23 protein-coding genes are annotated in these 22,388 nt (G+C 61.9%); 11 read left to right on the top strand and 12 right to left on the bottom strand.

The features are described 5' to 3' along the window. Positions 1-13 precede the first annotated feature (13 nt). The 6 genes from motD to yegS all read left to right on the top strand — a co-directional run bounded on the left by motD (position 14) and on the right by yegS (position 5,184). Complete coding sequence (gene motD / locus TU73_RS08165; RefSeq protein WP_057011774.1) at positions 14-901, top strand: flagellar motor protein MotD; 888 nt, start codon at positions 14-16, stop codon at positions 899-901. 51 nt (positions 902-952) lie between these two features. Beyond that, positions 953-1,741, top strand: a complete 789-nt coding sequence (locus TU73_RS08160; protein ID WP_057011773.1) for a ParA family protein — start codon at positions 953-955, stop codon at positions 1,739-1,741. Further along, the gene (locus TU73_RS08155; protein ID WP_057011772.1) at positions 1,741-2,532 is read left to right on the top strand and encodes a CheW domain-containing protein; all 792 of its coding nucleotides are present in this window, start codon (positions 1,741-1,743) and stop codon (positions 2,530-2,532) included. The genes TU73_RS08160 and TU73_RS08155 overlap by 1 nt, the downstream gene beginning before the upstream one ends. 80 nt (positions 2,533-2,612) lie before the next feature. Further along, complete coding sequence (locus tag TU73_RS08150) at positions 2,613-3,095, top strand: chemotaxis protein CheW (protein WP_005790025.1); 483 nt, start codon at positions 2,613-2,615, stop codon at positions 3,093-3,095. Further along, the gene (locus TU73_RS08145; protein WP_057011771.1) at positions 3,096-3,488 is read left to right on the top strand and encodes a DUF2802 domain-containing protein; all 393 of its coding nucleotides are present in this window, start codon (positions 3,096-3,098) and stop codon (positions 3,486-3,488) included. 775 nt (positions 3,489-4,263) lie between these two features. After that, positions 4,264-5,184, top strand: a complete 921-nt coding sequence (gene yegS, locus TU73_RS08140) for a lipid kinase YegS (protein ID WP_057011770.1) — start codon at positions 4,264-4,266, stop codon at positions 5,182-5,184. On the opposite strand, the gene TU73_RS08135 is transcribed toward yegS, so the two are convergent. The 3 genes from TU73_RS08135 to TU73_RS08125 all read right to left on the bottom strand — a co-directional run bounded on the left by TU73_RS08135 (position 5,143) and on the right by TU73_RS08125 (position 7,392). Next, positions 5,143-5,802 carry a response regulator transcription factor gene (locus tag TU73_RS08135; protein ID WP_057011769.1) on the bottom strand — a complete coding sequence of 220 codons (660 nt, stop codon included), beginning with the start codon at positions 5,800-5,802 and terminating at the stop codon, positions 5,143-5,145. The genes yegS and TU73_RS08135 overlap by 42 nt on opposite strands. After that, a complete protein-coding gene (locus tag TU73_RS08130; protein WP_057011768.1) occupies positions 5,799-6,692 on the bottom strand; it encodes a sensor histidine kinase in 894 nt (297 codons plus the stop codon). The genes TU73_RS08135 and TU73_RS08130 overlap by 4 nt, the downstream gene beginning before the upstream one ends. Positions 6,693-6,945: 253 nt before the next feature. Then, positions 6,946-7,392, bottom strand: coding sequence for a hypothetical protein (locus TU73_RS08125; protein ID WP_057011767.1), 447 nt, complete (start codon positions 7,390-7,392; stop codon positions 6,946-6,948). 535 nt (positions 7,393-7,927) lie between these two features. On the opposite strand from TU73_RS08125, the gene TU73_RS08120 reads away from it, so the two are divergent. After that, positions 7,928-8,863, top strand: a complete 936-nt coding sequence (locus tag TU73_RS08120) for a chemotaxis protein CheV (RefSeq protein WP_057011766.1) — start codon at positions 7,928-7,930, stop codon at positions 8,861-8,863. 38 nt (positions 8,864-8,901) lie between these two features. Beyond that, the gene (locus TU73_RS08115; RefSeq protein ID WP_057011765.1) at positions 8,902-9,705 is read left to right on the top strand and encodes an MOSC domain-containing protein; all 804 of its coding nucleotides are present in this window, start codon (positions 8,902-8,904) and stop codon (positions 9,703-9,705) included. A 48-nt stretch (positions 9,706-9,753) separates the two neighbouring features. Here TU73_RS08115 and ppnP read toward each other — a convergent pair whose 3' ends face one another. The 8 genes from ppnP to TU73_RS08075 form a co-directional block, all read right to left on the bottom strand. Continuing rightward, complete coding sequence (ppnP, locus tag TU73_RS08110) at positions 9,754-10,038, bottom strand: pyrimidine/purine nucleoside phosphorylase (protein WP_046071815.1); 285 nt, start codon at positions 10,036-10,038, stop codon at positions 9,754-9,756. 63 nt (positions 10,039-10,101) lie between these two features. Further along, positions 10,102-10,644 (bottom strand): 3'-5' exonuclease, encoded by a 543-nt coding sequence (locus TU73_RS08105; RefSeq protein WP_046071816.1) that lies wholly within the window; start codon positions 10,642-10,644, stop codon positions 10,102-10,104. 75 nt (positions 10,645-10,719) lie between these two features. After that, a complete protein-coding gene (locus TU73_RS08100) occupies positions 10,720-12,603 on the bottom strand; it encodes an acetyl/propionyl/methylcrotonyl-CoA carboxylase subunit alpha (protein ID WP_057011764.1) in 1,884 nt (627 codons plus the stop codon). Between the two features lie 109 nt (positions 12,604-12,712). Further along, a complete protein-coding gene (locus tag TU73_RS08095; RefSeq protein ID WP_057011763.1) occupies positions 12,713-13,474 on the bottom strand; it encodes an enoyl-CoA hydratase/isomerase family protein in 762 nt (253 codons plus the stop codon). Further along, on the bottom strand, positions 13,471-14,628 hold the full coding sequence (atuD, locus tag TU73_RS08090) for a citronellyl-CoA dehydrogenase (RefSeq protein WP_057011762.1): 1,158 nt from the start codon (positions 14,626-14,628) through the stop codon (positions 13,471-13,473). The genes TU73_RS08095 and atuD overlap by 4 nt, the downstream gene beginning before the upstream one ends. A gap of 17 nt (positions 14,629-14,645) precedes the next feature. Further along, positions 14,646-16,262, bottom strand: a complete 1,617-nt coding sequence (gene atuC / locus TU73_RS08085; RefSeq protein WP_057011761.1) for a geranyl-CoA carboxylase subunit beta — start codon at positions 16,260-16,262, stop codon at positions 14,646-14,648. A gap of 3 nt (positions 16,263-16,265) precedes the next feature. Further along, positions 16,266-17,138: an SDR family oxidoreductase gene (locus TU73_RS08080; protein WP_057011760.1), complete on the bottom strand. Its 873-nt coding sequence runs from the start codon at positions 17,136-17,138 to the stop codon at positions 16,266-16,268. Positions 17,139-17,150: 12 nt separating this feature from the next. Then, on the bottom strand, positions 17,151-18,929 hold the full coding sequence (locus tag TU73_RS08075) for an acyclic terpene utilization AtuA family protein (protein ID WP_057011759.1): 1,779 nt from the start codon (positions 18,927-18,929) through the stop codon (positions 17,151-17,153). Between the two features lie 153 nt (positions 18,930-19,082). Here TU73_RS08075 and TU73_RS08070 point away from each other — a divergent pair, with 153 nt between their 5' ends. Both TU73_RS08070 and TU73_RS08065 read left to right on the top strand, forming a co-directional pair. After that, positions 19,083-19,706: a TetR/AcrR family transcriptional regulator gene (locus TU73_RS08070; protein WP_046071823.1), complete on the top strand. Its 624-nt coding sequence runs from the start codon at positions 19,083-19,085 to the stop codon at positions 19,704-19,706. A 93-nt stretch (positions 19,707-19,799) separates the two neighbouring features. After that, entirely contained in the window at positions 19,800-20,588 is a 789-nt protein-coding gene (locus TU73_RS08065; protein ID WP_057011758.1) for a substrate-binding periplasmic protein, read from the top strand. A gap of 183 nt (positions 20,589-20,771) precedes the next feature. On the opposite strand, the gene TU73_RS08060 is transcribed toward TU73_RS08065, so the two are convergent. Continuing rightward, positions 20,772-21,323: an RNA polymerase factor sigma-70 gene (locus TU73_RS08060; RefSeq protein WP_043049829.1), complete on the bottom strand. Its 552-nt coding sequence runs from the start codon at positions 21,321-21,323 to the stop codon at positions 20,772-20,774. 301 nt (positions 21,324-21,624) lie between these two features. Here TU73_RS08060 and TU73_RS08055 point away from each other — a divergent pair, with 301 nt between their 5' ends. Then, the gene (locus TU73_RS08055) at positions 21,625-22,377 is read left to right on the top strand and encodes a thioesterase II family protein (protein WP_057011757.1); all 753 of its coding nucleotides are present in this window, start codon (positions 21,625-21,627) and stop codon (positions 22,375-22,377) included. The last annotated feature ends 11 nt before the right edge of the window (positions 22,378-22,388 follow it).

Here is a 22,388-nt window from a genome sequence, read left to right as displayed (position 1 = left end):
GAAGGAGCTGCCAGTGAGCCGTCGCCGTCGCGAGCCCGAGGAACACGTCAACCATGAACGCTGGCTGGTGTCCTACGCGGACTTCATCACCTTGCTTTTCGCGTTTTTTGTGGTGATGTACTCCATCTCGTCGGTCAACGAAGGCAAATACAAGATCATTTCCCAGGCGCTGGTGGGCGTGTTCAACGATACCGAACGTGCCCTCAAGCCGATTCCCATTGGCGACGAGCGGCCCAAGACCGTCACCCCGGCCAAGCCGCTGGTCAACGACAGCGATGAAACCGCCGCCGGCGTCGGTGGCACCAGCGACCCGCTGAAAAGCATCGCCGACGATATCAGTGCCGCGTTTGGCGACCTGATCAGCTCCAACCAGATGACCGTACGCGGCAACGAGCTGTGGGTGGAGATCGAGCTGAACTCCAGCCTGTTGTTCGCCAGCGCCGATGCGCTGCCGAGCGACCAGGCGTTCACCATCATCGATAAGGTGGCGTTGATCCTCAAACCGTTCGAAAACCCGATCCACGTGGAAGGCTTCACCGACAATTTCCCCATCAGCACCGCGCAATACCCGACCAACTGGGAGTTGTCATCCGCCCGAGCGGCGAGCATCGTGCGCATGCTGGCCATGCAGGGGGTCAACCCCCAGCGCCTGGCTTCGGTGGGCTATGGTGAATTCCAGCCGGTGGCCAATAACGCCACGGTGGAAGGCCGTGCACGCAATCGCCGGGTCGTGCTGGTGGTGTCGCGCAACCTGGATGTACGCCGCAGCCTGACCGGCACCGGCACCGCCAATGCAACCCCGGATGCGGCGTTGAAGCGTGCTGGCACACAAACTGCACCGCCCGTAGTCAAGTCGCCGGTCAGATCGAGTAACGTCAATTCTCCGTCACCGGCTCAATAACCTTATGCAATGTCTCGGTCGCGCCTATGCCCACCGGGAGGAACCAACCGAATGAGAGTCTGGGCAGTTGCCAATCAAAAGGGTGGGGTCGGCAAGACCACCACTTCCATCGCCTTAGCCGGCTTGCTGGCCGAGGCGGGCAAGCGTGTGGTCGTGGTCGACCTGGACCCCCACGGTTCCATGACCAGCTATTTCGGCTATGACCCGGATGCGCTGGAACACAGCTGCTATGACCTGTTCCTGCACAAGGGCAGCGTGGCGGCGGATTTGCCTGGGCAACTGTTGCTGCCCACCAGCAACGACAGCATTTCGCTGTTGCCCTCGAGCACCGCCCTGGCCACCCTCGAGCGCCAGTCGCCGGGGCAGAGTGGCCTGGGCCTGGTAATCGCCAAGACCCTGGCGCAGCTGTGGCAGGAGTTCGACTACGCGATCATCGACAGCCCGCCGTTGCTTGGTGTGCTGATGGTCAACGCCTTGGCGGCCAGCCAGCAACTGGTGATTCCGGTGCAGACCGAACACCTGGCAGTCAAGGGCCTGGAACGCATGGTCAGCACCCTGGCGATGATCAACCGCTCGCGCAAGCAGGCGCTGCCGTTCAGCATTGTGCCCACGTTGTTCGACCGTCGTACCCAGGCGTCCCTCGGCACCCTGCGGGTATTGCGTGATGCCTACCCGCAAACCATCTGGAATGGCTATATCCCCGTGGACACACGCCTGCGTGACGCCAGCCGCGCCGGGCTCACGCCGTCGCAGTTCGATGGCAAGAGCCGTGGCGTGCTGGCGTACCGTGCGTTGCTCAAGCATCTGCTGTCGCAGCAGCTTGTGGCGCAGGTGGCGTGATGAACCGACCCGTCGACCTCAAGACCCGGCCGCAACTGGCACTGCAAACCTACTTGGATGCCTTGCTGCAGGACGCGACTGAGGAAGAGCTGCCGGAACCGATCCTGGTGCTGGAGCCTGCTGTCGAACCCCCCGGCACGCTGGATGAATTCCAGCTGGCGGTGCTCGAGGAGCAGGCCCGCGATGCACTTGCCGAGGCTGCGCCTGTGGTGGTGCCGGTCACGCCAGACCCGGTCGCGCCCATGGTGGTCGAGCCATTGGTTGACGTGCATTTGCCGCCGAGCATCACGCCGCCGCCCGTGACCGGCGATGGCCGCCCTTCATGGGCTGCCGAGCCGTTCGAGTGCCTGCTGTTCGACGTCGCCGGGTTGACCCTGGCGGTGCCGCTGGTGTGCCTGGGCTCGATCTATTCGTTGGAAGGCCACGAGCTGACGCCGCTGTTCGGCCAGCCGGAGTGGTTCCTCGGCATCCTGCCCAGCCAGGCCGGCAACCTCAAGGTGCTGGATACCGCGCGCTGGGTCATGCCCGACCGCTACCGCGACGACTTCCGCCAGGGTTTGCAATACGTGATCTCGGTGCAGGGTTACGAGTGGGGGCTGGCGGTGCATCAAGTCAGCCGCTCGTTGCGCCTGGACCCGAATGAAATCAAATGGCGCAGCCATCGCGGCCAGCGGCCATGGTTGGCGGGCACCGTGATCGAACACATGTGCGCCTTGCTGGATGTCGCCGAACTGGCCGAGTTGATCGCCAGCGGGGCAGTCAAGGCGATGCCACAGAACAAACGCAGTTGATTGAACAATAAGGTCCGTGCGCGAGTGCGGTCAGAGCAGCCTATACGCCGTGTCGAACGGCACTTGAAGGGGTCAGAGAGATGAACAAGTCAGCGTCCGCACAAGGTTTGGATGATCCGATCCTGCAATGGGTTACCTTCAAACTGGACAACGAAACCTACGGCATCAACGTCATGCGTGTGCAGGAAGTGCTGCGCTACACCGAAATCGCGCCAGTGCCGGGTGCGCCAAGCTATGTGCTGGGCATCATCAACCTGCGCGGCAATGTGGTGACCGTGATCGACACCCGCCAGCGCTTTGGCCTGGACACGGTCGAAGTCAGCGATAACACGCGCATTGTGATTATCGAAGCCGACAAGCAGGTGGTCGGGATCATGGTCGACAGCGTGGCCGAAGTGGTCTACCTGCGCCAGTCGGAAGTGGAAACCGCACCGAACGTCGGTAACGAAGAATCGGCCAAGTTCATCCAGGGCGTGTGCAACAAGAACAACGAGCTGTTGATTCTGGTTGAGCTGGACAAGATGATGAGCGAAGAAGAATGGTCGGAACTGGAGAGCATCTGATTGTTCCTTGAGGCAGCGGTGATTGTCCTGGCCCTGTTGTGGGCCGGGACCTTGGCGTTTTTGCTGCGCTATGTACGCCAGCAACGGGAGTTGGCCCTGCAACAGGCTGAACGCGATGTGGTGCGCGACCGGCGCATCCTGGAACTGGTCAAGCGGGTCGACCACTTCCAGCAAAGTGCCGTGCGGGTCGGGGATGAAGTGCATGAACTGCGCGCGATTCTTGCGCCATTGCCGGATAAGTTGGTGCAGTTGGAGCAGCGCGATCCTTCGAACCTGTCGTTCGCCCAGGCCGCCAAGCTGGTGGGCATGGGCGCGACCGTGGATGAGCTGACGCAGTCCTGCGGGTTGACCCAGGCTGAGGCGCAGTTGATGAGTAAGTTGCACAAGAGCTGATGGGGGGCTGGGCTTGCTTGCCCCGATAGCGGCCTGGCGGCCCACCTCTATCTACCTGGCACCCCGCAGTCCAAATGTGGGAGCTGGCTTGCCTGCGATGGCGGCCTGATAGCCGACGCTGATCGAGCTGACGCACCGCGATCCAAATGTGGGAGCTGGCTTGCCTGCGATGGCGGCCTGATAGCCGACGCTGATCGAGCTGACGCACCGCGATCCAAATGTGGGAGCTGGCTTGCCTGCGAAGACGGCCTTAAAGCCGACCAGGATCTCGGGTCAGACCGCGTACATATCCGTTCCTGCGGTAATGGCTGCTATTGGTTCCGCTTTTACAGCGGGTCACTTTGGAAAAGAGCCCCAAAGTAACCAAAGGGCTCTTGCTCCACCACTCGGCACCTCGCTTAGGCTCGGTGTGCCCGTAATTCGCCATGGATTTGGGGGGCCGCCGCCACGCGCCATCCATGGCGCGGGGCGGCTAAACCGGCATCCCTGCCGGTTTACCCCCCAAATCCCTGTCGAATTCCGGCCAGCGTGGTTTAACGGGGCGCCTGAGATCAAAAGCAGATCAAGAGCAAGATCAAGAGCGGCACGCTTCGCATCGTGGTTACCTTTGGGCGGCACCTTCGACATCTTTGTCGATTGAACCGCCGCCATCGCAGGCAAGCCAGCCCCCACTTTTTGATCTGTGTACTTCAATCAATTTTCTCCAACCACAGACTTTTCCTGTTCCCCAAGGGTCAACATCCTTCAAGCACCTTGACCCAGGAGATACCCCCAAATGACCACCCCCAAAGCCCTGTTGATCCTCCATGGCAAACAAGCCCTGAACGAGGACGTGCGTGCCGCCGTGCTGGCGAGGCGCAAGCAGGGTTGGGAACTGGCGGTGCGAGTGACCTGGGAAGGCGGGGATGCCCAGCGCCTGGTCAACGAAGCACTGGATGGCGGGTATACCCATATCATCGCCGGTGGCGGCGACGGCACCCTGCGCGATGTGGCCGAGGCCATGGCGTTGGCCAAGACCGATGCCAGCCTGGTACTGATGCCCCTGGGCACCGCCAATGACTTCGCCAAGGCCGCCGGCGTGCCGTTGGAACCGGCTGGCGCATTGGCCTTGCTTGACGTTCAGCCCAGGGCTATCGACCTTGGCCAGGTGGGCGGGCAGATCTTCCTGAACATGGCCACCGGCGGTTTCGGCAGCCAGGTCACGGCCAACACGTCCGAAGACCTGAAGAAAGTCCTCGGCGGTGCCGCCTACCTGTTCACCGGTTTGTCGCGCTTCAGTGAATTGAAGGCCGCCTACGGGGAGCTGGAAGGCCCGGATTTTCACTGGAAGGGCGAGCTGCTCGCGCTGGGCATCGGCAACGGTCGTCAGGCCGGTGGCGGGCATGTCCTGTGCCCCGGCGCATTGGCCGATGATGGATTGCTCGACGTCAGTATCCTGCCGGCCCCCCAGGAAGTGGTCGGCACCCTGCGTGAATTGATGAACAATGGCTGGGGCCTGGACACCATGTTCGTTCGCGCACGCCTGCCATGGGTCAATATCAAGGTCGCGCAAGGCCTGTATATCAACCTCGATGGGGAGCCGCTGGAAGGCGATGACCTGCATTTCGAGGCATTGCCCAAGGCCCTGCGCGTGCACCTGCCGCAGGGGTCGCCGTTAGTCGTCCAGGCTGATGATCTGCTCGCGCACGGCGAATAGCACCAGGCCCGCCACGTCGAAAATCTGCAGGCGCTTCATGATCTGCGAGCGATGGGCTTCCACGGTCTTGATGCTCAGGCCCAGGCCGTGGGCGATTTCCCGGGTGGACTTGCCGCGGACGATCAGGCGCAGGATCTCCAGTTGTCGCGCCGTCAGGTTATGGCTGTGGGCGACGGGGGCGTTCGGGCCCTGGCTGCGGATCAGCGCCTGGTTGATCACCGTGTGGGCGATGGCGGGGCTCAGGTAGCGTTCGTTGTTACGCAGGGCCAGCAGGGCGTGCTCCAGCTCGTTGGCGGTGGTGTCCTTGAGCAGGTAGCCGTGGGCGCCAGCCTCCAGCGCACGCATGATCAGCTCGGGATCGGTGTGCATCGACAGGATCAGCACCTTGCACGTGGGGTAGGCGCTTTTGAGTTGCTGCAAGGCATCCAGGCCGCCGGTGTGTTTCATCGACAGGTCGAGCAACACGATGTTCGGCTGCAGGGCACTGAATTGCTCCAGCAATTGCGCACCATCGCTGGCCTCGCCGATTACGCTGTAGCCGGGGAGATCCAGGATCAGTGCACGCACGCCGGCGCGAATCAGCGCGTGGTCATCGACCAGGAGTAAGGTGCAGGTCACTCGAGAACCTTAGGGGGGCTGGCCCGTTTGAGGGCGCGGGGCGCCCAGGGGAAAAGTGCGTTGATGCGTGTGCCTTTGCCTGGCTGGCTGCTGACGGTCAGGGTGCCCCCCAGCTGATCGGCCCGCTCCGTCATGCCGGCCATGCCCCGTTGGCCCTCCCGACCGGGGTCGGTGGCAGGCGAGAAACCCAGGCCGTCATCGCAGATTACCAGTGACAGGCCTTCGGGCAGGCGTTGCAGGCGCACCAACAGATTGTGCGCCTGGGCATGGCGAAGCATGTTGGTGACGGCTTCCTGGGTGATGCGAAAGGCCGCCACGGCCATTTCCTCGGGGATGCCGGTCAGTCGTTGCTGGCACTCCAGGCTCCAGCATACCTGGGTGTTCTCCAAGGTCTTGAGCAGGTGCGCGCGCAGGCTGGCTTCCAGGCCCAGGCTTGCCAGCTGGCGAGGGTTGAGGATCGCGGACACGTCGCGCACCTTAGCCAGGGTTTCGTTGAGCGTGTTGCACAGCACCGAGCAATGGTTTTGCAGGTCTTGGGGCAGGCGACGTTGCAGCCATTCGCCTTGCAGTTTGGCGGCGGTCAGCAGTTGGCCAATGTCGTCGTGCAGTTCACGGCTGAGACGGTGGCGTTCGTTTTCCTGGACCTGCAGCAGGCGGTCGGCCAGTTCCTGGGGCTGGAACTTGATGGCTTTGCGCGAGCACCACTGGTGCAGGCCCACCATTGCCAAGGTGACCAGGTTGAGCAGCAGAATCAATAATGGCAGCGGCGCGCCTTGCAGGTATGCCCACAGGCTGGCCAACAGAGAGCACAGGCACAGGGCAAGGATGAGGCGGCGGGCATCGCTGCGGAACACGGACCTGGCGATAAGTGACTTGAGGCTGGCGTACATAGCGGATGGAGCCAATGAGGGTTCACTGCGGGGAGGCCGGTTGACCGGGCTCTGTTTGGAATGCGCAGCCGAATCGTTTTTTAAACAGGGTGAAGTTAAAACATTTCGAGCGGGGCATAGTACCACCGCTCTTACCGTTGGTCGCCTGATTGGTGTATGACCCACACGAATACTCTGGGCGGTCATCCCAAAGTGGAAAGTTGTATTAACGAAGTTGGTTTGTATAACAATCGCGTTGATGGCTAATTGATATTTACTGCAGGCGTACCTCATGCTGCGCAGAGTAGTTTTGATTTTTTTGCGGAATCTGCAGGGTAGCCGCCTCAATCAATGACCTTTGCTCACCGTCATCCAGGCTCAGTATGCCCGTGCGGGGGTCGATAAATTCCAGTTGCCAGGCCAGCAGCGTCAGGCAGTCGTGCAAGGCATCCAGCGCCTGATCATGCAATTGCACGGGGCTCACGGCATTGGCGATCAGGTATTGAATTTTCCGGGAGAACTCGCTGATCGCCTGCAAGGCCAGGCAGTCCGCGCGCTCGGCGAGCTTGCTCAAGCTGACTTTCATGCACTCGACGGCGTCACTGTCGTTTGGAATCAAATGCAGGTGGCTCAAGCACTCTTCTGACTTGTTCAACAGCTTTTCAGCCTCGTGCAGGAACTCGGGAAATGCAAGTTGCCACTCCTTACCGTCGTTCATCATGCAAGTCTCCCTAACAAAAGATCGGGTGATGAGATGTCGCACCGGGTGAATGGCTTAAAACTAGCGCTGAAACACGACTTGGACTTGTAGGCCGCTTCCGATATTCCAGTAGGATGTTTATTGAAATGCTCACGAAAGTCGTATGTAGCCCCGGGTGTGAGGGGTGACACGACTTCAGTTGCCGATACGTGAGTGCCTGAAAGGCCCATGGGCCAAGGGCTGGGGATGGCAAACAAAAGCCTGACTCCATTCATGCAATGAGAATGGCGTCACATTAATGGCTATTAGATATCGCGAATATCAGGTTGGGCCTGATTGCGCATAGGGGAATCCCTTACGAGGTGGAACCGCGCGCCGATTCGAGTGTCGTGCGGGCTCGTTGTGAGGTGAATGCAGTAAAGCATGATGTCAGTGTGACATCAATGTGTTTGCATGGCATTTTAGCAGGGTCAAGGTTTGGTGCTTGCCGCCGATAACCGTCTATACGAACCGCACACCCTTCAGCGCACACCTGCATGTACACCAGGAGCTTTCAATGGCCGGCATTCTCGACACGGTAGATCAACGCACGCAATTGGTGGGTGAGAATCGCCTGGAGATTCTCATGTTCCGCCTGGCTGGGCGGCAGTTGTTCGCCATCAACGTGTTCAAGGTGCAGGAAGTGCTGCAGCTGCCCAAGCTGACCCTGATGCCCCAGCGCCACCCCTTCGTGTGCGGGGTGGTCAACCTGCGTGGCCAGACCTTGCCGGTGATCGACCTGTCCCAGGCCATCGGCATGCGCCCTCTGGTGCCGGGGCCCAACAGCACCATCATCGTCACCGAATACAACCGTTCGGTGCAGGCCTTCCTGGTCGGCGGCGTCGACCGCATCGTCAACATGAACTGGGAAGCCATCCTGCCGCCGCCCACCAGCGCCGGGCGCCAGCATTACCTCACCGCCATCAGCAAGGTCGATGACCAGTTGGTGGAGATCATCGACGTGGAGAAAGTCCTCGCCGAGATCGTGCCCTACAACGCCAAGGTCTCCCGGGAAAAACTCGAAGACCCGCTCCTGGAGCGTGCCCGTGGCCGCGAAGTGCTGCTGGTGGACGACTCCAACGTGGCCCTGTCGCAGTTGCGTGACACCCTCGGCCAGTTGGGCGTGAAGATGCACATCGCCAGTGACGGCCTCAAGGCCCTGAACATGCTCAAGGCCTGGGCTGACACGGGCCAGGTGATGACCGACAAGCTGCTGATGATCTTCACCGATGCCGAAATGCCCGAGATGGACGGCTACCGCCTCACCACCGAAATCCGCAATGACCCGCGCCTGCGTGGGCTCTACGTGGTGCTGCACACCTCACTGTCGGGCAGCTTCAACGACTCGATGGTGAAGAAGGTTGGTTGTGACAACTTCCTTTCCAAATTCCAGCCGGACAAGCTGGTAGATGTGGTGCGCCAACGACTGATGTTGGACGAAGTGCCTGCCTGAGGTTAGGATGACACTTTGTGTCCTAGGAATGCAGGCCCATGCTTCGTCTCAGTGCGTTGTACCGTTACCCGTTGAAGTCCGGCAAGGGCGAACCCTTGCAGCAGATCGGCCTGGATAAACTCGGGTTGCAGGGGGATCGACGCTGGATGCTGGTGGACGAGGCCAGCGGGCGGTTCCTGACGCAACGGGCCGTGGCGAAGATGAGCCAACTGTCGGCGCTGTGGAACAGTATGGGCGGCCTGACCCTCAGTACGCCCGGTCATGCGCCGCTGGAGGTGGCTTTGCCCGGCGACGAGGACTTACGCGGTGTCACCATCTGGCGCGACACCCTGCGCGTACCGGATGCGGGCGATGCAGCGGCGGCCTGGGTCAGTGCGTTCATCGGCAAACCCACGCGCCTGGTGCATATGCCCCTGGAGCGTGCGCGTTCTACCGACTCCGGTTATGGCCAGGATCACGATCAGGTGGGGTTCGCTGACGGTTACCCCTTGCTGTTGATCGGCCAGGCTTCTCTGGACGACCTGTGTGCGCATATCGGCCGGCCGATGGAAATGCTGCGCTTTCGTCCCAACCTGGTGATCGAGGGCGCCGAGGCCTTTGCCGAAGATGGCTGGAAACGCTTGCGCATCGGCGACGTGGAGTTTCGGGTGGTCAAGCCGTGCTCGCGCTGCATCCTCACCACCATTGACCCGCAGACCGGCGAGCGCAGCCCCGACCGTGAGCCTTTCGCGACGCTGGAGACCTATCGCAAGACCGAGAAGGGTGCGATGTTTGGCCAGAACCTGGTCAACGACGGCATCGGGCGCCTGGAAGTCGGCATGCCGGTGACGGTGCTGGAATAAAAAATGCCCGTCTCGCTGGAGGCGGGCATTGTTGTTTGCCGGTGATGCTTAGCCGCGGTATTCACACAGGTAAGCGGTGTCCACGGCAACCTTCAACTGGAACTTGCTGTTGGCCGGTACGTTGAACTGGCTGCCGGCGGCGAAGGTTTCCCACTCGCTGCTGTCGGGCAGCTTGACGGTCAGGGCGCCGGAAACCACGTGCATGATTTCACGCTGGGCGGTGCCGAATTCGTATTCACCCGGGGCCATCACGCCGATGGTCGCCGGCCCTTCTGCGGTGCCGAAAGCGATCGACTTGACGGTGCCGTCGAAGTACTCGTTGACTTTGAACATGGGTGAATCCTCGGAAAAGGGTCTGGAAAGGCCGGCCAGTATGCCCAAGCCTGTGGGAGCTGCCTAGACCGGCAAAATCAACGGCAACAGGCGTGCGGTATTGCGTGCATCTTCCAACGCGCGATGCTGCTGGCCATGGAACTGCATCCCCGCCAGTTGCAGGGCGCCGTTGAGCCCCAGCGGCTTGTCCAGGCGCCGGGCCTTGGCGAAGCGTTGCTTGAGGTTCACATGGGGCGTTTGGCCCAGGGCGCTGGCCAGGTCATGGCGTTGCCATTCCAGCTCAAGCTGCACGCGATCGTAATCCCCCCAGCTGGCCCAGCCTTCCAGGCGTGCCTGATGCTGGCCCAGCCAGCGCTCGAACAGCGGCCACACCTCGGTGATCGGTGCGGCTGCGTCGATATTGGCCTGGGTGATGTGGGTCAGTTTGCGGCAAAAGGGCGTCAGCAATGGCCGTCGCAGTGGCCGCACAAAGCGCTGGAAGTGATCCAGTTCGCGGCCCTGGCGGTTGACCAGGCTGGCGCCAATCTCGATGACTTCCATCTCCGTCACGGGCCAGCCGCCGTCATCCGTTGTGGCTTCAAGGTCAATAATCAGCCAATGAGGCATGGTGCAGGTTCCCGTACTCGTCCCTTCCTGATGGGGATAGAGCGTAGCCCGGCCCTGTAGTTCCGCCCAGGGCCGTTATTCGATCTCCAGCAAAACCTGACGGTTGCGCACCTGATCGCCCGTCACGACGCGCATCTGCTTGACCGTGCCATCGATACCGGCCTTCAACGGGTGCTCCATTTTCATCGCTTCGAGCACCAGCAACAGTTGGCCTTTGCTGACGGTCTCACCGACGCATACCCGTATATCGACGATGGCGCCGTCCATGGGCGCCTGGACCGTGCCGCTGCTGGCGCCGGCCTGGCGGCTGGCGACTTGCTGGGTGCGGTCGGTGACGGTCAGCCCTGGTAGCCATAGCCGGTTGCCGTCCAGGTGATAGGCGATGTGGCGGCGGATACCGTTGATGACCAGGCTGGCGTGGCGGCCGTCGGTAGTGAGTCGCAGGTCGTCAACGCTGACGCTGTGGAGTTGGCCGTTGGCCTCCAGGCGGTACGTTACGGAGACACTCGCCGTATTGCGCCAGCGCGCAAGTGTTTGGGTGTGCTGGTTGGCGCTGTGTTGATAGAACAGCGCGGCGGCCAGCGAGAGCTGTTCAGCGGTCGCCGTCTGCTGTGGGATGACGCTGAAGTGTTCAGCGATCAAGCCTGTGCTGAAGTCGCCGTTAATAAAGTTCGGGTGCTTGAGCAGGTCGATGAGCAAGCGCTGGTTGGTCGCTACGCCCAGCAACAGGGTGTCTTCCACGGCCCGCAGCAGTTTTCGCCGGGCTTCTTCGCGGCTGGCGCCGTGGGCGATGATCTTGCCCAGCATCGGGTCGTAGAACGGGCTGATGGTTTGGCCTTCATGCAAGCCATGGTCGATACGCACGCCAGGCGCGGGTTCCCAGCGCAGCACGTCGCCGGTTTGCGGCAGGAAGCCCTGGGCCGGGTCTTCGGCGTACAGGCGCACTTCCATGGCGTGGCCGGTCAGGGTCACCTGTGATTGGGTGAGTGGCAGCGGTTGGCCGGCGGCGATCTGCAACTGCCAGTCCACCAGGTCGAGGCCGGTGATCATCTCAGTGACGGGATGTTCGACTTGCAGGCGCGTGTTCATTTCCAGGAAATAGAACTGGCCGTTGCGATCAAGCAAAAATTCCACGGTGCCGGCACCCACATAGTTCACCGCCCGCCCGGCTTTGAGCGCGGCTTCGCCCATGGCCTGGCGCAGATCGGGCGTCATCACGGGGCAGGGTGCTTCTTCAATGACTTTCTGATGGCGGCGCTGGATCGAACAGTCGCGCTCGCCGAGGTAGATCAGGTTGCCATGGCTGTCGCCGAACAGTTGCACTTCCACGTGGCGCGGGTCGATCAGCGCCTGTTCGAGGATCAGTTCGTCGCTGCCGAACGCATTCATGGCTTCCGAGCGTGCGGTGCGCAGTTGCTCCAGCAGCTGTTCGCGCTGGTACACCAGACGCATGCCACGTCCACCGCCACCGGCGCTGGCCTTGATCATCAGCGGGAAGCCGATGCGTTCGGCTTCCTGTTGCAGGGTGGCATCGTCCTGGGCACTGCCTTGGTAGCCGGCGATGCAGGGTACGCCGGCGTCGAGCATGGTGAGTTTGGATAGGCGTTTGCTGCCCATCAGTTCGATCGCCTCGGCGCTGGGGCCGATGAAGGTGAGAGTGGCCTGCTGGCAGGCACGGGCGAAGTCGGGATTTTCCGAGAGGAAGCCGTAGCCGGGGTGAATGGCGTCGGCGCCGGTCAGTTGGGCGGCGGCGAGGATGGCCTCTGTGTTCAGGTAGGACTGGTGTACGGGAGCCGGGCCGATGTGTACGGCTTCGTCGGCCATCTGTACGTGCAGGGCATCGGTATCTGCGTCGCTGTAGACGGCCACGGTGCGATAGCCCAGAGCCTGGGCGGTGCGTTGGATGCGGCAGGCGATTTCGCCGCGGTTGGCGATCAGGATCTTGGTGAATGCGGGCATTGGGTTATCCCTTGATGAATGTGGCGTGTGTTGGGGCCTCTTCGCAGGCAAGCCAGCTCCCACATTTGAAACGGGTTCCTCTGTGGGAGCTGGCTTGCCTGCGATGGCGTCATCGAGACCAACTCGGCTTTCGCTTCTGCATAAACGCCTGCGTCCCCTCAACCCCTTCTTCACTCCTCACCGCCTCGGCAAACCACTGCGCCCCCCGGTCCAGTACTGCATCAAGCGGCTCATCCACGCTTGCCAGCAACAGGGATTTGGTTCGCGCATTGGCCCCCGGCGCGCACTGCAATACCTGACCCAGCACTTCATCCAGCCGCTGCGCCAGTGCCTGGGCATCGTGCTCGACAAAATGCACCACGCCCAAACGGCCAGCCTCAATCCCATCAAACCGCGCCGCCGTCAGCGCCAGCCGCCGTGCCTGGGTCAAGCCGATGCGCTTGACCACAAACGGCGCAATCTGCGCCGGCAGCAACCCCAGGCGGGTCTCGGGCAAGCCGAACTGGGCCTGGTGGTCGGCGATCGCAATATCACTCACACACGCCAAGCCAAAGCCGCCGCCCAGCACCGCGCCTTGCAACAATACAATCACCGCCTGCGGCAGCGCCTCTACCTCTTGCAGCAAGGTGCCAAATGCCCGGTTCAACGCTTGCAGTTCATCCCCCGCGCCGACCAGATCCTTCACATCGGCCCCCGCGCAAAAATGCCCGCCCGCGCCGCTGATCACCACGGCGCGCACCTGGCCGTCCAACTGCGCCAGTACCGCACGCAGCTCATTGACCATTTCAAGGCTCATCGCATTGCGACATTCGGGCCGGTTGAGGGTGATATGCAGCACGCCGCTATGGGCTTCGAGCAGCAAAGTGTTCATGGCTTTTTACCGGGCAGGGTGCCCATCAGTTTGCAGATGATGCCCAGCATGATTTCGTCGGCGCCGCCGCCAATCGACACCAGGCGCACGTCGCGATAGGCGCGGGCCACCGGGTTGTCCCACATGAAGCCCATGCCGCCCCAATATTGCAGGCAGCTGTCGCTGACCTCGCGGCCCAGGCGCCCGGCCTTGAGCTTGGCCATGGACGCCAGGCGGGTGACGTCCTGACCCTTGATGTATTGCTCGGTGGCCTGGTAGACCAAGGCGCGCAGGCATTCGATTTCGGTCGCAAGTTCGGCCAGGCGAAAATGGATCACCTGGTTGTCGATCAACGCCTTGCCGAAGGTCTGGCGTTCCTTGCAGTACGCGATGGTGCTGTCGATGCAGTACTCCAGGCCCTTGATCATATTGGCCGCGCCAAACAGGCGTTCTTCCTGGAATTGCAGCATCTGCATCATGAAGCCCGCGCCTTCCTGGCCGATGCGGTTGCGCTGCGGCACGCGCACGCCGTCGAAGAACACCTGGGCGGTCTCGGAGCTGTGCATGCCGAGCTTTTCCAGGGGCGGGCTGACGCTGATGCCCGGGGTGTTCATCGGCACCATGATCAGGGATTTGTTGATGTGCGGCTTGTCATCGGAGGTGTTGGCCAGCAGGCAGATAAAGTCGGCGCTGGGCGAGTTGGTGATCCACATCTTGCTGCCGTTGATCACGTAGTCGCCGCCGTCCTTGCGCGCATGGGTCTTGAGCCCGGCCACGTCGGAGCCGGCGCCGGTTTCCGAAACACCGATGCAGCCGACCTGTTCGCCGCTGATGGCCGGGCGCAGGAATTCGTCACGCAGTTCGTCGGAACCGAAACGGGCCAGGGCCGGGGTGCACATGTCGGTCTGCACGCCGATGGACATGGGGATGCCGCCGCAGTGGATGCTGCCGAATGCTTCGGCGGCGACGATGGAGTAGCTGTAGTCCAGGCCCATGCCGCCGAACTGCTCCGGCTTGGAAATGCCCAGCAGACCGAGGTCGCCGGCCTTGCGGAAGATTTCATGGATAGGAAAACGCCCGGCTTTTTCCCATTCATCCACATAGGGGTTGATCTCGCGGTCGACGAAGGCGTGCACGGTGCGGCGCAGTTCCTGGTGCTCCTGGGTGAAGATCATTTTTATTGTTCTCCTGGTTAGAAACGCGCCACGCCAAAGCTGTTCGGTTGCAGTTGCCGCCGTTCGGCTTCATCACAGATATCCAATAGAAACCCGAGCAAGGTACGGGTATCCCGTGGATCGATCAGCCCGTCGTCCCACAGGCTGGCGCTGCCGTAGAGTGCGGTGGATTGGCTGTCGAGCTTCTGCGCGGTGACCTGTTCGAGCATGTCCAGTACCTTGGGATCGGGCACCAAGCCGTCCTTCAACTGCTTGGCTTCGGTGACGATGCGCAGCACCTTGCCGGCCTGCGCGCCGCCCATCACCGCCGTGCGGCTGTTGGGCCAGGCGAAGATAAAACGTGGGTCCAGGCCGCGGCCGCACATCGCGTAGTTGCCCGCTCCGTAGGAGCCACCGACCACGATGGTGAGTTTAGGCACACGGGCATTGGCCACCGCCTGGATCATCTTCGCGCCGTGCTTGATCACCCCTTGCTGTTCAGACTCGGTGCCGACCATGAAACCGGTGGTGTTGTGCAGGAACAGCAGCGGCGTGCGGCTCTGGTCGCACAGCTGGATAAATTGCGCGGCCTTGCTCGCGCCCTTGGGTGTGATGGGGCCGTTGTTGCCGATCACGCCGACGGCGCGTCCCTGGATCTGCAGGTGGCCGCAGACGGTGTGGGCGTCGAACTCGCCCTTGAATTCAAGAAAGTGCGAGCCGTCCGCCAGGCGTGCGAGGATCTCGCGCACGTCGTAGGGTTTTTTCGGGTCATCGGGGATCAGCCCCAGCAACTCTTCAATGGGATATAGCGGCTCTGCGTAGGCACGTTTGGGCGCGAGGGGCAGACGCTGATTCCACGCCAGCAAGCCGACAATTTCACGCACGATGCGCACGCCGTCGGCATCGTTTTCCGCCAGGTACTCAGCAGTGCCGGCGGTTTGCGCGTGCATCTCGGCGCCGCCCAGTGCCTCCTCGCTGGCGACTTCGCCGGTCGCGGCCTTGAGCAACGGTGGCCCGGCGAGGAACAGCTTGGCCTTGCCGCGCACCACCACCACGTAATCCGACAACCCCGGCTGGTAGGCGCCGCCTGCGGTAGCCGAGCCATGCACCACGGTGATCTGCGGCAGGCCCATGGCCGACATCCGTGCCTGATTGGCAAAGCTGCGCGCGCCTTCGACGAAAATCTCGGCGGCATAGTTGAGGTTGGCGCCGCCGCTTTCGGCGAGGGTTACCACCGGCAGTTTGTTTTCCATGGCGATCTGTTGCAGGCGCAGGGATTTCTTCAGCCCGGAGGGGGAAATGGTGCCGCCTTTGATCGCGCTGTTGTTGGCCACCACCAGCATACGCACGCCGCTGACATAGCCGATACCGGCGATCAACCCGCCACCCGCCGCACTGCCGTCTTTATCGTCATGGAGTTTGTAGCCGGCAAGGCTTGCCAGTTCAAGAAACGGCGCGCCGGGGTCGAGCAGCAGGTTGAGGCGCTCACGGGGCAGCAGTTGGCCGCGCTTGTCGAACTTGGGCTTGGCTTCCTGGGCCTTGGCAAGCAGGGTGTGTTCCAGTTGGCGCAACTGGGCGATGGCGGCGAGCATGGCTTCGCGGTTTTGCGCGAACTGCGGGCTGTGGGCATCAATCAAGGTCTCAATCACCGGCATGCTCTATTGCTCCGCCTTGAGTACATCCGGCAGGTAGGCACGGTGAAAACCGTTGAACGGCTCACTCGGCGCCTGCGCCTTGTGCAGCGGCCACGCCCGGCTGCCCAGGCTGGCGGCGCCGTCGATGCGCAGGGTGCTGCCGCTGACGAAGGCCGCGGCCGGGCTGAGCAGAAACACGATGGCGGCGCTGACTTCCGACTCGGTGCCGATGCGCTTGAGCGGCACATACTCGCGCAAGGTAGGGATCACCGCCTTGAACGCGCCTTCATAGGTGTCCATGCCGCTGGAGGCGATCCAACCGGGGGCCACGGCATTCACACGCACCCCGGCATAACCCCATTCAAACGCGGCGGTCTTGGTGAGGTTGTCCATGCCCGAGCGCGCCGCGCCGGAGTGGCCCATGCCGGGCATGCCGCCCCACATGTCGGCGAGCATGTTGACGATGGCGCCGCCGTGTTGGCTCATTGATTGGTTGAACACTTCCCGCGCCATCAGGAAACCGCCCACCAGGTTGGTGCGCAGTACGGTTTCAAAGCCTTTTTGATTGATCGCGGCCAGGGGCGACGGATATTGGCCACCCGCATTATTAACCAAGCCATGGATCGGGCCGTGATCGTGGATGACCTGGGCGACCAACGTCTTTACCGCCTCTTCATCACGGATATCACAGGCCAGCCAATGGGCGATGCCGCCGTCTTCGGCAATTTCCGCCGCGACCTTCTGCAGCTTTTCCGGCTTGCGCCCCACCAGGATGACACGGGCGCCAAGGGCCGCCAGTTCATGGGCGGTGCAGCGGCCAATGCCACTGCCGCCACCGGTGACAATCACGGTTTGCCCCTGGAACAGGCCGGCTTTGAAGATCGAGTTGAAGGCCACGGCGATGGTCCTTTAGCTGAGTTGATCGGCAATGTGCTGCGGCACGGCGATGGGGATTTCCAGCAACTGCTGGGCGAAGGCTTTGCCTTGCGGGTCGATGCGCAGGCTGGCGATGCCGCCACCGCCCAAGGCATTTTCCAGCAGGAAATTCAGGCTGTGGCTGCCGGGCAAATACCAACGTTCGACACGGCCACAGATCGGATCGAGCACATGGTCCATCCAGTCGACGATCACCTCCGGGGTCAGCGTTTCGGCGATCCACGGCAGGTAGTCGGGGTGGCGGGCGATCACGCCGATATTGCTGTGGTTGCCCTTGTCACCGGAGCGTGCCACGGCGAGTTTCACCAGCGGCACACTGGCGTCGGCGCGGCCCTGGGGTTTGGCCGGCTCGATGGGCGCAGCCGGCGTGAGCAGGGGCGTAGAGGCGGGCAGCTCAACGGCATGGCGTTGGCCTTGGTAGTCGATGACCACTTCGCAGCACGACTTGTCGATCAGGAACGAAAACAGCCGGATCAGCGGATACACCGTCGGCCGCCCGCCGACAATGCCGGTCAGGCCCGGCGCCATGCCGGTGGCCGCCTGGGCGATCTCACGGGCGAACAGCACCAGCGCCTGCTTGCTCGGGTGCCGTACGGCGAGCTTGACCACCACCTCACGGCAATCGTCACGCCGGGCATGGGCGCCGTAGGTGGCTTCACTGCCGAGCAGTTCGATGTTGACGTCGGTGTAGGGCGCCCAGCCGCGCTGGCTGAACAGTTCCGAGGTCTTGTTGATGATTGCCTGGCTGACCCGCTCGGCCTTGGCTACCGCGTCAATACCTGCAAGCAGGCAACTGGCGGTACAGCGAAAGCCATCGGGGTAGGTGGCGCTGACCTTGTACTGGTCGGTGGGTGGCAGCCCCTTGGCGCCGTGCAGGCGTACAGCGTGTTTGCCTTGTTGCTGCAATTTGACCTGGCTGAAATCGCAGATCACATCCGGCAGCACATAGGCCCGCGGGTCACCGATTTCATACAGCAGTTGTTCGGCCACGCTGAGTTCGCTGATCAGCCCGCCGCTGCCCTCGACCTTGTTCACGGTGAAGTGGCCGTCGGCGCTGACTTCGACGATGGGGAAACCGATGTGCTCATAGTCGGGCACGTCGCGCCAGTCGGTGAAGTTGCCGCCGGTGCACTGGGCGCCGCATTCGATGATATGCCCGGCCAGGGCGGCCTGGGCGAGGTGATCGTAGTCTTGCCACGACCAGTTGAATTCGTGCACCAGTGCTGCGCTGACCACTGCACTGTCGACCACCCGGCCGGTGATAACGATATCGGCGCCCAACCCCAGGGCCTGGGCAATGCCTGGCGCGCCGAGATAGGCGTTGGCGGACACACACACGGGTGGCAGTGAGGCACCGCTGAACATGTCGGTGACCGTGGGCAGGTGTTTGAGTTGGGGGTGCAGATCATCGCCGAGCAACACGGCGATTTTCAGGCCGATGCCAGCCTGGTCGCAAGCCGCTTGCAGGGCGGCGGCGCACGCCCGGGGGTTGATGCCGCCGGCATTGCTGATTACCCGGATGCCCTGCCGCTGGATATCCGCCAGCAAGGGCGTGAGCACCTCGACAAAATCTGTTGCGTAGCCGGCCTTGGGGTCTTTCATGCGCGCACCGGCCAGGATCGACATCGTGACCTCGGCCAAGTAGTCGAATACCAGGTAATCCAAGGCGCCGCCGTGCACCAACTGGGCGGCGGCAGTGCAGGTGTCACCCCAGAAGGCGCTGGCGCAGCCGATACGAACCGTCTTGCTCATGAGAAGTCCCTGCTCCAATGGCTGGCGTCGAGACTACCAAGCAAGCGCTTGGTTTGTAAACTGTCGAAACAAGTTTTACCCAAGCGCTTGCTTGGGTGGCAGCCACGGCCTAAATTGCCGCCCAAGACGTCAGTTGAAGTGAAGGAGAGTAGCGTGGATGAGCACAAAGCCTTGGGGGTGATGCGCACCATGGTCGACGGTGGCCAATTAACTGATCCGGAAAGTGCGCGGGGCAAACTGCTGCAAACCGCAGCTCACCTGTTCCGCAACAAGGGCTTTGAACGCACGACCGTGCGGGATTTGGCCAGCGCCGTAGGCATCCAGTCGGGCAGCATCTTTCATCATTTCAAGAGCAAGGATGAGATCCTGCGGGCAGTGATGGAGGAAACCATCCATTACAACACCGCGATGATGCGTGCTTCGCTGGAGGAGGCGAATAACGTGCGCGAGCGTGTGCTGGCGCTGATTCGCTGCGAGTTGCAGTCGATCATGGGCGGCAGTGGCGAGGCCATGGCGGTGCTGGTCTACGAATGGCGCTCGCTGTCGGCCGAAGGTCAGGCCCAGGTGCTGGCCCTGCGCGACGTGTACGAACAGATCTGGCTGCAGGTATTGGGTGAGGCCAAGGCCGCTGGCTACATCAAGGGCGATGTGTTCATCACCCGGCGCTTCCTCACCGGCGCGCTGTCCTGGACCACCACCTGGTTCCGCGCCCAGGGCAGCCTGACCCTTGAGCAATTGGCTGAAGAGGCGTTGCTGATGGTGCTTAAGTCAGACTGAGGCGCAAGTTATTAAATTTGATGGCTAAAGTTGTCTCCCCAGATAAAAACGCCTAGCTTATCGCCATCAAAGAATTCAACGGTGTGTGCCTCGATGTTTTCGCCATGGCGGCTGGCTGCAGGACTTACATTATGGGCACTGGGCAGCGCCGCGTGGACGCAGGCGAGCGCTGCGCAATTGGTGAGGGTCGGTGCGGCGCACTTTCCGCCCTACACCGTGCGTCCCGAGCAAGGGGCAGACACCGGTTTGCTGCCGCAATTGCTCGAGGCGCTGAACGCTGAGCAAACCGACTATCAGTTTGTACTGGTACCCACCTCTATCCCCCGGCGTTTTCGCGACTTCGAGCAAGGTCGGGTCGATATGGCGGTCTTCGAAAACCCGTTGTGGGGCTGGCAGGAGATTGCCCATACCAGCGTCGACATGGGCCTGGAAGACGCAGAAATCTTCGTCGCCCAACGCCAGGCCGGGCGTGACCAGAGTTACTTCGCCGATCTCACCGGCAAACGCCTGGCGGTATTCAGCGGCTATCACTACGCCTTCGCCAACTTCAACCCCGACCCCAAAAACATGGCCGAACGCTTCAACGCCACGTTGACCTATTCCCATGACAGCAACTTGCTGATGGTGGCGCGTGGGCGTGCGGATATCGCGCTGATCACCCGTTCCTACCTGAGTGATTTCATGGTGCGCAACGCGAGCATGGCCAGGCAGTTCCTGGTGTCGGAGCGCATTGACCAGGTGTATCACCATTACGCGTTGCTGCGGCCAAAGGCACCGATCACGGGGGAGGCGTTTTCGGCGTTGCTCAAGGGCCTGCGGGACAATGGCCAGATGCTGAAGATCTTTGAGCCGTATCGAATTGATGTAACACCGCTGCCCTGAGATCTCTGGGGGCGAAATGTGGGAGGGGGCTTGCTCCCGATAGCGGTGGGTCAGCCAACATCAATGTTTGTTGGGCTAACGTCTTCGCGAGCCAGCCCCTCCCACATTGATCGCGTTCGGCATCTATTATCAGAGACCGGTCGAATCCCCGCGCCGCTCCTTCCACGTTTGTTTGCGCCGCGTTCAAACCCTGCGCGCAAACGTATCGCTATGACTGCCCGACACCTTGCGGCAATGCACCAACGCATCGCGAATCATGAAGTTCACCAACGTCGGCGAAACCCCGAGTTCCTTGGCAATGTCCTTCTGCGGCACGCCATGCAGGCGGTACATCTCGAACGCGTAGCGGGTGCGCTGGGGCAGTTGCGTCAAGGCGTCGGCGATGTTTTCCAGGGTGTTGAAATTGATGTGGGAGGTTTCCGGTGAAGCGCCGTGAATAACCACATTCAAGCCTTCCTCTTCCGTCCCGGAGTACTTGAGCTCCAGGGCCTGCTTGCGGTAGTGATCGATGGCCAGGTTGCGCACGATCTGGAACAGGTAGCTCAGCTGGGCCTTGAACGATGAAGTGATCGTCGGCGCAGACTGCAGTCGGAAGTAGGCGTCTTGAACCACATCTTCGGCGCGGGAGCGGCAACCGGTGATACGTGCCGCGATCTTCACCAGCATGAGCCGATTGTCGACAAACGCCTGGAGAAGGGGTGAATCGCACCTGCCTGTGGATACTTGTTCCGTCATGGAAATCACCTTGCTGCTATTAGGTTAGGGGAGGGCGTCCCTGCTGAGGCCTCCTACACATCGGGCAACAAATTATGCTTAATGATAATGATTGTCAAATGAGAAGGCGAACTAATCTTATGCCTTTGTAGAAGGTGTGAACCACGTCTCGCTCGTCCCCGACGACTAATTATTTGCCTCTGCCGTCCGTTCTTCTGGGTGACAGGCCTGTTAGTACAACGGCCAAGGATCAGTACCCGCAGGAGGACCAGATGGGTTTTTATCGTGCATTCGGCATGTTGCAGTTTGGAGTCCTCGCCTCATGAGTGCGCCACCCCGGCTGCGCCTGTTTTGCCTGCCTCATTCAGGCGCCAGTGCCTCGGTCTACGCTCGCTGGCGTCGCGCCCTGCCGGATTGGCTGCAGGTGTGCCCGCTGGAATTGCCCGGGCGCGGCCTGCGCATGGACGAGCCGTTGCAGCGCGATATCAAGGCCCTGGCGGCGCAGTTGGCCGAGGAAATCAGCGATGAACTCGACGGCCCCTATGCCCTGTTTGGCCACAGCCTTGGCGGGTTGCTGGCCTTCGAACTGGCCCATGCCTTGAGTGCGCGCGATGTGCCGGCGCCCCTGGCGCTGTTCGCTTCCGGCACCGCCGGGCCGGCGCGACGCGATGTCAGTGAATACGCCGTCGAAAAAAACGATGCCGAACTGATCGCCCGCTTGCGCCAATTGCAGGGCACCGCCGAAGAGGCCCTGGCCAACCCCGAGTTGATGCAGTTGATGCTGCCGATCCTGCGCGCTGACTTCCTGTTGTGCGGCAGCTTCACCTATGGCGAGCGCAAGCCCCTGGGCCTGCCGATCCATGTGTTCGGCGGCAAGCAGGACAGCGTGCGCGCCGACCAGTTGCTCGACTGGCAGCTCGACACCGCCAGCGGTTTTTCCCTGGACATGTTTGACGGCCACCACTTCTTCCTCGTGCAGCACGAAAGCGCCGTGCTGCGTTGCATGCGCCGCTATGCCGAGGAACACCTGGCGCGCTGGCGCATCGACGCGGCGCGGCAGCGGCTCGCGGTCTGATCGCTCGCCAC

The sequence above is a fragment of the Pseudomonas libanensis genome (assembly GCF_001439685.1).
Classification (GTDB): Bacteria; Pseudomonadota; Gammaproteobacteria; order Pseudomonadales; family Pseudomonadaceae; genus Aquipseudomonas; species Aquipseudomonas libanensis.
The sequence above is the reverse complement of the archived record's forward strand: the minus strand, read 5'-3'. Positions and strand labels throughout refer to the sequence as shown.

Excerpts from the sequence above, each read along its gene's own strand:
- yegS (WP_057011770.1), top strand. The coding sequence starts at position 4,264 with ATGACCACCCCCAAAGCCCTGTTGATCCTCCATGGCAAACAAGCCCTG.
- TU73_RS08150 (WP_005790025.1), top strand. The coding sequence starts at position 2,613 with ATGAACAAGTCAGCGTCCGCACAAGGTTTGGATGATCCGATCCTGCAA.
- TU73_RS08065 (WP_057011758.1), top strand. The coding sequence starts at position 19,800 with ATGTTTTCGCCATGGCGGCTGGCTGCAGGACTTACATTATGGGCACTG.
- TU73_RS08125 (WP_057011767.1), bottom strand. The coding sequence starts at position 7,392 with ATGATGAACGACGGTAAGGAGTGGCAACTTGCATTTCCCGAGTTCCTG.
- TU73_RS08155 (WP_057011772.1), top strand. The coding sequence starts at position 1,741 with ATGAACCGACCCGTCGACCTCAAGACCCGGCCGCAACTGGCACTGCAA.
- ppnP (WP_046071815.1), bottom strand. The coding sequence starts at position 10,038 with ATGTTCAAAGTCAACGAGTACTTCGACGGCACCGTCAAGTCGATCGCT.
- TU73_RS08060 (WP_043049829.1), bottom strand. The coding sequence starts at position 21,323 with ATGACGGAACAAGTATCCACAGGCAGGTGCGATTCACCCCTTCTCCAG.
- atuD (WP_057011762.1), bottom strand. The coding sequence starts at position 14,628 with ATGATCTTCACCCAGGAGCACCAGGAACTGCGCCGCACCGTGCACGCC.
- TU73_RS08075 (WP_057011759.1), bottom strand. The coding sequence starts at position 18,929 with ATGAGCAAGACGGTTCGTATCGGCTGCGCCAGCGCCTTCTGGGGTGAC.
- TU73_RS08115 (WP_057011765.1), top strand. The coding sequence starts at position 8,902 with ATGCTTCGTCTCAGTGCGTTGTACCGTTACCCGTTGAAGTCCGGCAAG.
- TU73_RS08105 (WP_046071816.1), bottom strand. The coding sequence starts at position 10,644 with ATGCCTCATTGGCTGATTATTGACCTTGAAGCCACAACGGATGACGGC.
- TU73_RS08055 (WP_057011757.1), top strand. The coding sequence starts at position 21,625 with ATGAGTGCGCCACCCCGGCTGCGCCTGTTTTGCCTGCCTCATTCAGGC.
- TU73_RS08100 (WP_057011764.1), bottom strand. The coding sequence starts at position 12,603 with ATGCCCGCATTCACCAAGATCCTGATCGCCAACCGCGGCGAAATCGCC.
- atuC (WP_057011761.1), bottom strand. The coding sequence starts at position 16,262 with ATGCCGGTGATTGAGACCTTGATTGATGCCCACAGCCCGCAGTTCGCG.
- TU73_RS08160 (WP_057011773.1), top strand. The coding sequence starts at position 953 with ATGAGAGTCTGGGCAGTTGCCAATCAAAAGGGTGGGGTCGGCAAGACC.
- TU73_RS08130 (WP_057011768.1), bottom strand. The coding sequence starts at position 6,692 with ATGTACGCCAGCCTCAAGTCACTTATCGCCAGGTCCGTGTTCCGCAGC.
- TU73_RS08095 (WP_057011763.1), bottom strand. The coding sequence starts at position 13,474 with ATGAACACTTTGCTGCTCGAAGCCCATAGCGGCGTGCTGCATATCACC.
- TU73_RS08120 (WP_057011766.1), top strand. The coding sequence starts at position 7,928 with ATGGCCGGCATTCTCGACACGGTAGATCAACGCACGCAATTGGTGGGT.